We start from the raw sequence: 13,081 nt of genomic DNA, 5'->3' as shown, positions 1-13,081 counted from the left end.
TTATCTTGCCAGCAGTGAGGCTGCCTACGTCACTGGCCAGACGATCCATGTAAACGGTGGCATGGCGATGATCTGATCATTCAATTGCCAAGTATCGACAGGGTGCATATACTTCATCTGAGTTAGAGGGCGATATCTCAACTTGCTCCAGGCATAGGAAGAGAATCGAGACTCTATACACGCGAACACTATAGCCAACCTGCATAACGAGCTTAGGTTCACCCCGATAGATGACTGCAATCTTCATACTGTTCAATGACAAATCACCTCAGGACTGCTTAAGGAACTTCAGAGCTGACGAGATGACGTACCTCATGCAGACGTTTATACAGCAAAGGATCATACGCAGCGGCGTGACGCAGTTCCGACTGGCGCTTAAGTAGCGCCCGCATGTCCAAGGCCCTTTTGCCCCGGCTCTGGGGCAGCGCCAAGTCGGGAAGGGCAGACATGGACCATGCTGGAGCTATGATTTCCGATGCGACCTGAAGAAATTGTTTGCTCACTCCGGTCAACGGATCATTACTCAGTGCCTTTCGATTCAGTATCTCTTTCAAAGCCAGAGCTTCTTTGGCGGCTAAGGACATGCCCTGGCCGTAAATCGGATTGACGCGACAGATGGCATCTCCAAGCGGGATCAGACCTTCAGGATATTCAGCAATATGTTCGAAACGTCGCCAATAGCTGTCGCGAAATCTGAACCCTTTTATACTCCTAAACTTAGCATTTCTGATGGAATTATATATGGTTGGTGTGCGTAAGGTCTGCGCGACATTCAGAAAACTGGCCTGGTCTTTTACTGCAGTTTCGGCGTGCCATTCGGATAGCAATGCCATCCAGCGATCACCCTCGATAGGTAGAAGAGCACCAACTCTCAGGTTTTCACTAAAATCTGGCATAGTGACGACAGTTTTCCAATCCTGGGGAATTGCAGGTAATTCTAACTCTGCAGTTGCACACTGCACATCAACGCCGACGGTTGTTTGGACCGGCCGTGAATAGCTTGCGCCATGCAGGGCGGCAAGTGTGAGGGCGCCCCTACCTGAGGCATCGACAACAAGGTTCGCTCGTTGAGTTTTACGCGACCCACATTCGTCCTCCCATTCAACCCCAGTTACAAACCCTTCCGAAATTACAATTGACCGTACGCGGCATTTATCAAGCACTGTTACGTTCGATTTACGGTTGACGCTATTGCGAATGGTTCGCTCAACAAAATGACGTGACATCGAGTAACCCTTTACTCCGATATCGAATTGAGGGTAAGGATCAAAGCCCGGATACTCCCTGCGATCATCCAGCCCGACCCATATAGGTACAGCGCCCGAACGTGCTAGTTCAGAATCTAAATGTGGGAAAATCTCGCAAAGAGCCGCAAGCCCTCCCTGCAACAGGTAGTGCAACTGAGACGACTGCGGAGCACCTGTTCGCGGTAGTTGGCTATTCGCCCCTCTTCCTCGCTCCATAATCGTAACGTGCTTAAAATGATCGGCCAATGCGCCGGCTGCGGCCAATCCACCAATTCCTGCGCCGATTACGATGGCATGATCTGATATTGCCAAGTCATTCTCCAATCTTTGACTAGAACCCAGGGTAAACGATTTCGGCTACGCAGCGGTTATTATTCATGGCGTTTTCATTTCAACTGAAACAAAACAGGTTGTCGCCCCGGAGCAGGCGCATGCCTTGCATCGACCGCTACCGACATATGGTGCCACTTCCAGCGTCCGCCGTTGTCTACGGGACCGTCGTTAATACGGGAAGCGCTTTCAATTTAGTTAAGAACCTAGATCCAACCTCCACTGCTGGTCTTACGCTAAGGACACTCTCGCAGATGCGGTCCGGCATGGTTCGGGACTGTAGATATCTGCGGGACAGCACTAATGACAGGCGTAATCCTGAAAGGAGTGGCGCGATTGCTACCCGATGTTGGAATTGCCACGCACTTCAGCTATGCGGCGTTTCGAACTCTGTTAAGGTCCCGTCTCAGTGAGCAGACTGGGCACTATTGACCGGTGATCGCTGATCAAACCATCATTTGAGGCGGCGCTGGCACTCACTGAATGGAGCAATTCTGAAAATTACTGAGTATTGCTACTATTGAAACAAGTTGGGCCTTGATTGACATCAACTCCAAATGAACAACTTCTAGCTCGCGCATTTTCTCCGCGGTGCTTTTTGGCATAACCGTTTGTGCACAACGTACAGGATCCAATGTGAAAATAACAGATACCTATATTCAAGCGAATTTTGGCAGCTTGGCAGTTCGTACTTACCTCCATAATGAAAGAACATGGAGTCCGACAATAATACTTTGCCATGGATTTTGCGGGATACGAGACATCCTGTTGCCGGCGTTTGCTGAGGCGTTCTCACACGCTGGGTTTAATGCAATAACTTTTGACTATCGAGGATTCGGCGACAGTTCTGGTGAGAGGGGTCGCCTTATTCCGGCTGAACAGATCCAGGACATCGACGCAGTGGTGAATTGGTCGACAACGCAACCGTTTGTCAATGCAAATCAAATTGGTCTGTGGGGTACCTCTCTGGGTGGCGGCCATGTCATTGAAGTTGCTGCGCGCTCCAATGTTGTCAAATGTGTTGTGAGTCAACTGGCTTTCGCGGATGGTCTCAGCCTTATCACCGGGGATTTGGCGCAGGGTGCAAGAATAGCGTTGCTCGATACTTTGGAAAAACTTTACCAACGAAAGGTTCACTCCGGGAAGGACATATTTGTACCTATTCCCAAAGTGCTGACAGACAAAGACTCCACCTCATTTTTCGAGGAAATCAAAGAACTTTACCCTAAAGTGGATGTAAAAATTCCGTTTCTTACAGTTAGAGAGATCGTTGGTTACGCGCCCGTTGCCGCCGCAGAGAGTGTCTCCCAACCCGTATTAGTGATGGCAGCCGAAAACGATATCGTGAATCCGCCGTCGCAAGCTCGAAGATTATATGATGCCCTTCCGGGACAAAAGTCGTACCATCTACAAAAAGATGCACGCCACTACGACTTTTATGGCTCCCCTCATTTTGAAACTATTTCAAAAATTCAGGCAGACTGGTTTGCTCATCATCTGACCGCATGATACTGTTAGCTTGTAAGGCGTCACGCGGCACGCACTGTATGGACGACCATTTACGTTCCTATGAAAACGCCAGTTTGCTGCACCTACCCATATTCGAAGCTAGGGACGATGGTTATCCCACATCAATCTCGCGGATGCCCGTGAAGCGTCAAAGGACATTGATGAGGGTTATAAGCTTGAGTCTCCGCGACCATACAAGCCTTTGCGGGCAGTCCCGAGAGGGCACATACTACCACAAAACGGGGATTCAGTTATCAAATCTACATCCGTCACTGCCATTCGTGGACGGGCTATCTACCCGGTTGAGGCTCCCCTCGCGCCAATAGCAACTCACAGGGCATTCCGTGGAGGATGCGTAGGTAAACTCACGATGGTGCTGTTTCAGACGAAAGCAAAGAGGTCCACGAGTTAGGAATCGCGCTACATTCGCAGCTCGTTTATTGAAGCCCTAGTAGAGTACCGGATGAGACCAATCAGGCCAAGACCAAGTATCTTGCGGTGTACATTCCGGTGATCAACACAGAATCCGGTTCAGAGTCGGACCAATTTTCCAGCACCAACATAGCTGTCTATTAATTGTCGCTCAGCAACGAATGGGTGATGCTTCCACCCCACGTGGCTAAATCCTGCAATAGTCGTCATCGCACTGGGAAACAATTGAAGCACGCTTGCTATCACAATCATACCGCTGCTGGGAGCAATGTAGGGCGCAGGATCGAACGCTTGGAGGGCGCCATCGACCCACTCATGGATAGCGAGGCCAATTTCAACGCATTTCTTCCCCGTGTCGGCACAAAAACGATGGAAGTCCTGTGTTTTGTCGTCACAAAGATCCCATAACTCAGGATGAAGGATGTTAATGAATGGTCGCATGGCTGCGAACTTTGCCCCACCGCGCACGCACCATATTTCGGTGGCCCCTATGACCGCCGGATGGTTGTGCCACTCCAGTGATTCAAGCATTGCCTTGGCCGGGCGACCAGTGTTGCAAACAGCTACTACATCAGTGCGCGTACCGCTTGTCACGTACGATCGGCAGTCATTGAATCTTATGACAAAGTCTGCCGCATCAATTGTCCTGGCGTGGCGTTCATCTACAGTTCCATTGCCGATTATCATAATTTTATTCATTGATAGTATCTTCCGGTCAGACGCTGTCGCCAGCGTTTCTACTGATGATCGATCAATGGCTCCGCACACGCACATTTCTGTAACGCGTGCCACGATGTTAGTTTTTGCAGCCGCCGGAGTTAGCGGCGCATTATCATATGATCGGCACCTGATGGCGCTCGTCAAAGCGGATAACGTTCATGGCATGGATCAACGGAACAATTCGACGTCTTCCCCAATGTTACCCATGTCCTCTTCGGACACCCTCACAAGTGAGATCCTGATCTAGCCGACGCGTCGATCATCGGCCGCATTTAAGCAAATCAACTTCGTCCTGATCCGACCATCCGCATGGCAAAGGCTGCAGGATGTGGCTCATTCACCGACAATAGCTGAGCTCCGCGGACTATGACCTGATCACACGTTCGCCTTCTTCGGATGTGCCGCGATCCGACCCTTGTCTGAGAGAGACAGCGTTCGTCGGCCCGAAGGCCGGCGAATTTCGGCTAATCAAGCTGCAGCCGAAGAGTAAATTGCCACCGGCACTTCAGAGATTGTTTTCAGAATGACGGAAGCGATCTGATAGGGGCAACCCTGCGAGTTCGGGCGACGGTCCTCGAGATAACCACGGAAACCATTCTTAACGAATGAGTGCGGAATGCGAATCGACGCGCCGCGGTCGGCTACACCATAGGAGAACTTGTTCCATGGAGCAGTTTCATGCTTACCAGTCAGGCGCATGTGGTTGTCCGGGCCGTAAACGTCGATGTGCTCTTTCCAGTTCTTGGCGAAAGCAGCCATGAGAGCTTCGAAGTACTTCTTGCCGCCAACTTCACGCATAAATTTAGTAGAGAAGTTGCAGTGCATACCCGAGCCATTCCAATCGGTATCGCCCAGCGGCTTGCAATGATACTCGACGTCGATCCCATATCGCTCGCAGAGACGCAACAGCAAATAGCGAGCGATCCAGATCTGATCAGCGGCACGCTTGGAGCCCTTACCGAATATCTGAAACTCCCACTGGCCTTTAGCCACTTCGGCGTTGATGCCTTCATGGTTAAGGCCCGCTGCAAGGCAGAGGTCGAGGTGTTCTTCCACAATTTTGCGGGCAACTGAGCCAACGTTTTTGTAACCAACACCAGTATAATAAGTACCCTGCGGAGCTGGATAGCCCTGCTCTGGGAAGCCGAGCGGGCGGCCATTCTCGTAGAAGAAATATTCCTGTTCGAAGCCGAACCACGCGTCCTCGTCGTCGAGGATTGTTGCACGGCTGTTCGACGTATGCGGGGTAATCCCATCCGGCAACATAACTTCGCAAATGACGAGCGCACCGTTGCTGCGGGCTGGGTCGGGATATATCGCAACAGGCTTCAGCACACAGTCGGAATTATGCCCTTCTGCCTGCTGGGTGGACGAGCCGTCGAAACCCCAAAGTGGCAACTGCTCGAGTGCAGGGAATTCATCAAATTCCTTTATTTGCGTCTTGCTTCGCAAATTAGAGACCGGAATATAGCCATCGAGCCAGATATACTCGAGCTTGAACTTAGTCATAGTGGACTCCTTTGGTTTTGGCAGGGGTTCTTTGATGCAGCGCCACTACCGCGGAGTTACAAGAATCCGCTACTTTGCTTCATCCGTAACATCTGCGCCCTCGGGAGCCAGCGGTTCTCTTAGACGCGCCCAGCTGGTGGCAACCGGCACCACGACGACCTCCTCACAAAGCCGAGGTCATGCATCGACGTGCACCATGGATGAGATTCGAAACGGCGGAATTCTCTACCTTATAATCGGTCGACTGGTTCAACCACCGACGGCTTCCAGAGGACTTCTGGATGTGAGCTTTCAGTAGGTTGTCCATTCGGGCCCGATTTGGGAGACGCGAGTTACAACACCACAATTAATAAGATAGCCCGAATAACGAATGCCACGGACGCCTTTGCATCGAGCAGAAATGTCCCTGTGCATGCTTGGTGGCCAGCTGTCGAAAGCGCAAGCTGCCTGCCTCGACACTCTTTACACTGGCTTGGAGGTGTATGTGTCTCGCCAGATCTACTGGAACAGATTACTCCCATTCGGAACTGTACTGCAAATGTAACTTTTTATATCCCTTCTGCAACTATCCTTATACGCAACTGCCGGAAATTACCCGCAACATTACATGCCTGCCAGCTTACGGAAGGCTTTTGGGAGACGCAGTTGATTATACCCCCCAAAAAATATGCACTGCTTGCGGTCGTCATGGTCGCGTTCGCATCTCTTACGACAGTTATCGTTACTCTATTGCGCGACGGCAGTTCCGAATTGGACGCGGAAATCTTCGTCAGCGGTGATGGGATAAATCCGCGTTCTTATTCGCCGTCGCAGATCACAGCGCTTCCTCGTAGCGTTCAGTCGATACCTGGCGAGGATGGCACACTAGTAACATATACTGGCGTAGATCTGAGTTATTTGTTGAGTCTGAGTGGAGCTCCAATCAAAGAGAAGCTTAAAAAAGTTGATGCCGGAAAGTATCTTGTCATAACGGGCCGTGATGGATTCTCTGCCGTTTTCGCACTGCCGGAGTTCGACCGAGGGCGCTTCCTACTGGTAGATACCATCGATGGCATGCCGCTATCGCTGAATGATGGTCCATTCCGCATCATTTCCCCCGACGATAAAACCCGCATGAGGTGGATTAGACAGATTAAACGGTTGGATATACGGACAGCCTTGACCTGCGCTCCCTTATTTCTGCGTGTATAGGTTAACTCTGTTCGGGGTTTGATCTGGCGCCAAGACCTTGCTGGCCTTAACGATGCGCGCCTTTTATCCACATCATCTTGTTTCCGCGCCAATAATCGTGACGTAAACAGGTGCCGGATTGCCAACTTTCTTACGATTGCAACTTTTTTCGACTTCTTTGAAACATGTTCGAAGTGCTGATCTGAGACAAGCTTGAATCGATGCGCCATAGAAATCTATGGCTAACAGTTATCATCGTATAGCTTTTCAGCTGACGAATTCGAAGTAGACGGCAAGGGATTCGATCTTTGAAGCACATTCTAGTTATCGACGACGATGCCGGCATGCGTAGTCTCTTGATCGATTATCTTTCTCAATATGCTTTCCGGGTAACGGGAGCTGGCGATAGTCAACACCTTTCCCGTATAATCTCCACAGATCCTGTCGATCTAGTCATTGTCGACCTGAATTTGGGCCATGAAGATGGTCTAGATGTCGTGAGAACACTTGCGAGCACATCTGATGCACCAATCATCATCATCAGTGGAGACCGACTGGAGGAAGCTGACAAGGTGGTGGGGCTTGAGCTAGGAGCGATTGACTACATTACCAAGCCCTTCGGAATGAGGGAGTTTCTGGCTCGAGTGAAGGCATCCCTCCGCGAGAAGCGTGTCATCAAAGGTAAGAAGGACCGAAGAACCTATTCTTTTGGAGAGTGGGTTTTGAGCGTACACTTGCGAAAGCTTGTGCGTGCAGGTGTTCACAACGTCAAGCTGACGGTGAGCGAGTTCAATCTCCTCATCGCTTTCCTTGATTCGCCCCGCCAGATCCTTACGAGGGAACAGCTACTGGCGGCCAGTCGGCTCCATAATGAAGAGATTTTCGACCGCAGCATTGATGTTCTGATACTGCGCCTCCGTCGCAAACTAGAAATCACCCCCTCAAGGCCCCAACTCATTAAAACAGAACGAGGTGTCGGATACATTTTCGATGACGATGTTACGGTCACCAATCGTGCGGCGCCCAACCGTGATCATTAACGCACCGGCCCAAAGTATCCGTGTTGTGTTAAAGCTCGCTCTTGCGGTCGCGGTAATCGGGCCAGCAATCACAATAACGACTGCTTTGTCGGTGGAATCCAGAGATTCTTTGAGTCCTTTGCCAGCGCCATCCGCTTTGAACATGGGCAAGGTAGAGCTTGGGAGAAAGCTTTTTCACGACCCTATTCTATCCAAAAAGCAGACACTATCCTGCAGCACTTGCCATGATCTGGCTGCCGGTGGCACAGTACACTCTAAGCGGACAACCGGCTATGACGGTAAGATGCACGAGTTTAACTCCACTACTGTTTTCAACGTGGGGAATAATTATCGCCTAGGATGGCGGGGGCGCTTCACTTCACTAACATTGCAAAATGAAAAAATTTTATTGGACGAGAATCTGATGGCTAACAGCTGGGAAGTGTTGCTCCCGCGCTTGAATGCAATGAACAGCTATTCGACTTCATTCCAGACCATGTACGGGGTACCACCCAATCGAGAAAATGTTCTTGACGCTCTTTCTGAGTTCCAGCGTTCCCTATCAACTCCTAACGCGCCATTTGATCTTTATCTGATGGGAGACAGCAATGCGCTGGACCCGCAACAAAAGCGTGGCTACGAGCTTTTTTTAAAAATCGGATGCGTATCTTGCCACCAAGGTTCGAATATTGGTGGCAATATGTTTCAACTCTTTGGTGTTTTCGCAAATCCAAGCGAGCGAACGCACTCATCTCCAACGTCGTTTGATTGGCAGCCAAGCGACCTTGATGGGACGGATAATATCTTTCGTGTCCCTAGCTTACGAAATGTTGAGGTCACAGCTCCTTACTTCCATGACGGAAGTGCAGATACGCTTGCTGAGGCAGTTGCAGTCATGGGAAAAAGCCAGCTCGGCCGGGAACTGACAGACTCTGACATCAAAACAATTGTCGAGTTCCTTAAGAGTCTGACCGGAGAATACAATGGTGAAAGACTTAAATCAGCCCCGGTTCAGCCTGCTAAGTGACCCATGGCTGATTGCAGTTGTAACTTCAGCTCTCCTTTTAGTCACTTTCGCTGTCGGACGAAACCCGGAGCAATCAAAGCACGAGTCAGTGATGACAACACTGCGCTCAATTGATCTTAACCACGCGTCCTTGCAACGAGACATACTACAGACACGACTTGGCTTATTGCGATCTTACGATCCCCTGGTTGCTTCAACTGTTGCACTTAGAAAGTTAACTACTGAGCTGAACAGCCTTTTCATGACCACCACTTTTGTCAGTGATGAACGTCTCAGTAATCTGCTTATTCGATTACAGCACGACATTTTGTCTGATGAAATACTCGTCGAACAATTCAAGACCAGAAATGCCTTGTTGCAGAATTCGGCTGGTGTTTTCAGTCAGACACTGACGACCCTTAATCAGTCCCAGGATGAAGCGATCAAGCAATTGATGTCCGAAGTGATCGATCTGGGTAATATGATAATGAGATTTTCGACTAAACCCGATGATAATCTCGCAATTGAAATTAGCAGGGATCTAGATTTGTTACTGAAATCCAATAAGGCAGGTATCCGAGACATAACTACGTTAGTAACGCATGCTCGCATGATAGTAAAAATACTTCCAGCCGTTGATTCAAAAATACTATCTGTACAGGGATCAGTAATATCAGATAGAACACAGCAAATACAGAAACTATACCTAGAAAATTATGGCAAAGAGGCCAAAAGATCAACTTGGGGCGGAATTATACTTGGATCATCTGCGATCTCTCTCTGCTTCTATGTATCGTTACTTGTGTATCAGCTCCGCAATCAGGCTGCCATACTTAAGAGACGCCTGGAATATGAGGAACTTACCTCGAGCGTGAAATCAAAGATCGCCAACTCGTCATCTCAGTTCCCAGAGTTACTTAGAGATGCATTGGTCCATCTGTCGGGGTTTTTCCAAGCATCTTCGCAAAAGTTTGCCATTCTCGACACAGAAACTGGAGAATTTAAAGAGTGTTGCGGATTCGTTGAGGGAAAAACTGAGTTACCGCCGCTTTTCCTTGAGTTTGCTCAAAGCCTCAAACGAAACGAAATCAGTTACCGGGATTTGTTCAGGCCAAACGATCTGACTTATACTAGGGAATCGACCGTTTCCGGCATCCTCGTCGGGTCGTTACTATCGTTGCAGCACGCAGCAGTATTGCTCTTAGAGTATGAGAGCTCTCGCCCGGAAATTAGTTTTGAGGAGTTGGCCATGATACAATCCTCGGTACAGCTGTTGGTGGAGTTTGTTGAAAATAACCGAAGTCGACAAGAGAAAAAGGCGCTAGAGAATCGTCTTGAGCACGCTCAACGCCTTGAAGCCGTTGGTGCATTGGCAGGCGGGATCGCCCACGAATTCAACAACGTTCTCGGAGCGATTCTTGGCTACGGTGAGATGGCCCTTCAGACTCTTCAGAATTCACCTACAACTCGACAGTATGTCGAGGCTATTCTGACAGGTGGTGAACGCGCTAAACACATTGTTGATCAGATCCTGACTTACAGTCGTAAACGGGATCAGGCTAACAAGCCATTTGACGTGGCGGAAGCTGTCAATGACATTCTGCCTTTACTGCAGGTAACGCTGGGCGATAAGGTTACCCTCGTTCCCAGCCTCGCTAATGGCCCATTGGTTGTCGCAGGTAATCCATTGGAGATGCAGCAGATTATCATGAACCTGTGCAAAAACGCTGTGGAGGCATCCGCAAGAGGTCAGGAAATCGGCTTACATGTCAGCATAGCTCACGTTGTAGCCACAAAGATCCTGTCACACGGCGAGCTGCGACCTGGAAACTATGTCAAGCTTGCGGTGCATGATCAAGGATGCGGAATACCCACATCTGTTTTGCCACATATATTCGAGCCTTTCTTTACCACCAAGCATCACCGCGGCGGCACAGGACTCGGCCTTTCAGCTGTCTACGGCAGTGTAACAAGATTAGCTGGATGCATCGATGTTAAAAGCAATTCGGTGACTGGAACGACGTTCCAATTGTTTTTTCCACAATGCGACCAGGCAGCATTCCCGATAGACGGATTCTTCAATGAGCGGACTGTGCCTATAGGCAACGGTCAGGCGGTTATCATTTTGGAGAAAGATCAATCGCTCCTGGAGCTGTATGAGGAGAAGATTGCGGCACTAGGTTACGAGCCACTGGGTTGCTCTAACTTTGACGCTGTTTTGGAGACATTGAACGCCGACCACACTTGCCCTCATCTCATCATAGTCGATGTCGGTTCGCTTGGAAATGGACTTCGGACAGCGGAAATCGATGCGATCGGCGAGTTACCCGTTCTTTTTTTGCTGGATAGAGAATCTGACGGTAAGATTGCCGTCCCCCACCCCAGGCATTCGGAAACCCTGAGAAAGCCGTTTAGTTCCCATGCGCTTGCACATGCCATTTTCGACCAAATACAGAGCTCAAAACATGATTAACACGTAAGAGTATGATTTCTGCAACACAAATTTCCTTTTAATGCAAATCAAGGAAGCGTAATTTTGTCCTTACTGCTCGAGAGGTAGGGAAATGGAGTGAGACGTTAGACCAGCTTATAGTCAGGAATCTGAATTGCATTTCGTAACACGCGCTGCCCCAAAAACTACCAGCATCCACGCTGCGGGACTGGCTGCCTTGGGTGGTACTTTGATTTTTTACGATTTTTTAAGTTTTGCATTTTTGATCCCGATAATTGGTAGGCTCTTCCTTCCAGCAGATACGGCACCCTATCTCGCAATTGTGCAGACGTTCGGAATATTTGCTGCCGGTTATATTTTCAGACCACTGGGAGGGATCGTTCTCGGACGCTTTGGCGATATTATCGGTCGCAAACGTATATTCGCGTTTTCCATTTTACTGATGACATTTTCGACCTTGGCAATTTCCGCATTGCCAACCTACCATACGATAGGTGTAGCCGCCCCGTTATTGCTGGTGGCCTTCCGACTTCTGCAGGGAATTGCCTTATGTGGAGAAGTTCCGGGCGCATGGACCTACGTCGCCGAACATTGCCCACGCCAATGCTTCGGCTTGATCTGTGGAATTACCACTTCAGGTTTTACAGTAGCTATTTTTATTGCGTCGCTGGTTACAGCCGGTATTTATCTGGTTTTCTCCATTGCCGAGATTGAAGCGTTTGCCTGGCGAATACCACTCTGGATTGGTGGTATCCTCGGGTTGCCGGCAGTTTACATGCGGTGGCGCCTTACAGAAACGTCGACTTTTATAAATCCAGTCCAAGAACAGCTCTTGATAGCAAAACTTCCGCTGGCTACTGTATTGCGGAATTACCCGAGCAATGTTGTTGTATCATTCCTGTTAACCTGGGTTGTGTCAGCTGTCATAATCGTTGCAATCTTGATGCCTGCTACCTTGCTGCAGACGGCGTATGGATATAGCGCCGAGCACGCCCTGATCTCGACATGTGTGGGTTCACTATTTCTGGCACTTAGTACAATTGTTGCCGGTGCTGTAATCGACCGGCTGGGTGTTGCTTTTTGCCTAATGGTTGGAAGCGTTTTGTTTGCGTTTGCTACTATCATGTTCTATTCGTCGATCGGAAGCTCTATTGGCACGCTCTACCTCGGTTTTGTTTTGATGGGGACTGCGGCGGGTATGCTTGCAGCTGCCCCCTACGTTATGGTCACTGCGTTTCCCGCACGTGTCCGCGTCACTGGAATATCATTTTCCTACAATGTATCGTACGCTGTTTTCGGTGCATCCACCCCTGTTGCACTGGCATGGCTGATTCATTTTAATAAGCTGGCCCCAGCTTATTATCTCATGTTCATAGCCCTCCTGGCATTTGGCATCGGTGTCTATATTCAGAAGCGACCCGGTACTCTGGAAAATGCTGGGGAGCTTGACGGATAGACTTATCATTTGACACGTAACTGCCATTTCACAATTGGCTCTGACCTTCATGCGGCACGTTAGCCGCTGATTGCACTTTTCCTAAACAATCTAATACCGGTCGACGGACCCGCATCCATCCTGCACCAATCGGAAGTGCGCTCTCTCGATGTAACATGGCATGCTCCTTTGTCAGTTAGATATAGCGTAGTTAATTGCAGAAATAGATATCGCGATAAATAATATGCTGGA

9 protein-coding genes are annotated in these 13,081 nt (G+C 49.4%); 6 read left to right on the top strand and 3 right to left on the bottom strand.

Annotated features, from left to right (window positions below; all coding sequences use genetic code 11):
- Positions 1 to 278: 278 nt before the first annotated feature.
- Positions 279 to 1,559 (bottom strand): NAD(P)/FAD-dependent oxidoreductase, encoded by a 1,281-nt coding sequence (locus V9K95_RS23590; RefSeq protein ID WP_336442401.1) that lies wholly within the window; start codon positions 1,557 to 1,559, stop codon positions 279 to 281.
- A gap of 654 nt (positions 1,560 to 2,213) precedes the next feature.
- Here V9K95_RS23590 and V9K95_RS23585 point away from each other — a divergent pair.
- Entirely contained in the window at positions 2,214 to 3,086 is an 873-nt protein-coding gene (locus tag V9K95_RS23585; protein WP_336442402.1) for an alpha/beta hydrolase, read from the top strand.
- 531 nt (positions 3,087 to 3,617) lie between these two features.
- On the opposite strand, the gene V9K95_RS23580 is transcribed toward V9K95_RS23585, so the two are convergent.
- Both V9K95_RS23580 and V9K95_RS23575 read right to left on the bottom strand, forming a co-directional pair.
- Positions 3,618 to 4,205 (bottom strand): Urease operon accessory protein, encoded by a 588-nt coding sequence (locus V9K95_RS23580; protein WP_336442408.1) that lies wholly within the window; start codon positions 4,203 to 4,205, stop codon positions 3,618 to 3,620.
- A 501-nt stretch (positions 4,206 to 4,706) separates the two neighbouring features.
- On the bottom strand, positions 4,707 to 5,747 hold the full coding sequence (locus V9K95_RS23575; RefSeq protein WP_336442403.1) for a glutamine synthetase beta-grasp domain-containing protein: 1,041 nt from the start codon (positions 5,745 to 5,747) through the stop codon (positions 4,707 to 4,709).
- A 645-nt stretch (positions 5,748 to 6,392) separates the two neighbouring features.
- On the opposite strand from V9K95_RS23575, the gene V9K95_RS23570 reads away from it, so the two are divergent.
- The 5 genes from V9K95_RS23570 (at position 6,393) to V9K95_RS23550 (ending at position 12,850) form a co-directional block, all read left to right on the top strand.
- Positions 6,393 to 6,938, top strand: coding sequence for a hypothetical protein (locus tag V9K95_RS23570; RefSeq protein WP_336442404.1), 546 nt, complete (start codon positions 6,393 to 6,395; stop codon positions 6,936 to 6,938).
- Between the two features lie 287 nt (positions 6,939 to 7,225).
- A complete protein-coding gene (locus tag V9K95_RS23565) occupies positions 7,226 to 7,957 on the top strand; it encodes a response regulator (RefSeq protein ID WP_336442405.1) in 732 nt (243 codons plus the stop codon).
- Entirely contained in the window at positions 7,947 to 8,963 is a 1,017-nt protein-coding gene (locus tag V9K95_RS23560) for a cytochrome-c peroxidase (protein WP_336442406.1), read from the top strand. Before V9K95_RS23565 ends, V9K95_RS23560 begins: the two co-directional genes overlap by 11 nt.
- Complete coding sequence (locus tag V9K95_RS23555; protein ID WP_336442407.1) at positions 8,920 to 11,415, top strand: two-component system VirA-like sensor kinase; 2,496 nt, start codon at positions 8,920 to 8,922, stop codon at positions 11,413 to 11,415. The genes V9K95_RS23560 and V9K95_RS23555 overlap by 44 nt, the downstream gene beginning before the upstream one ends.
- Positions 11,416 to 11,548: 133 nt before the next feature.
- The gene (locus V9K95_RS23550) at positions 11,549 to 12,850 is read left to right on the top strand and encodes an MFS transporter (protein WP_337345126.1); all 1,302 of its coding nucleotides are present in this window, start codon (positions 11,549 to 11,551) and stop codon (positions 12,848 to 12,850) included.
- The last annotated feature ends 231 nt before the right edge of the window (positions 12,851 to 13,081 follow it).

Origin of the sequence: Phyllobacterium sp. CCNWLW183, from assembly GCF_037203775.1 — a bacterium.
In the GTDB taxonomy this organism is placed as follows: domain Bacteria; phylum Pseudomonadota; class Alphaproteobacteria; order Rhizobiales; family Rhizobiaceae; genus Phyllobacterium; species Phyllobacterium ifriqiyense.
This window is presented reverse-complemented; position numbering and strand designations above follow the sequence as displayed.

Excerpts from the sequence above, each read along its gene's own strand:
- V9K95_RS23580 (WP_336442408.1), bottom strand. The coding sequence starts at position 4,205 with ATGATAATCGGCAATGGAACTGTAGATGAACGCCACGCCAGGACAATT.
- V9K95_RS23575 (WP_336442403.1), bottom strand. The coding sequence starts at position 5,747 with ATGACTAAGTTCAAGCTCGAGTATATCTGGCTCGATGGCTATATTCCG.
- V9K95_RS23555 (WP_336442407.1), top strand. The coding sequence starts at position 8,920 with ATGGTGAAAGACTTAAATCAGCCCCGGTTCAGCCTGCTAAGTGACCCA.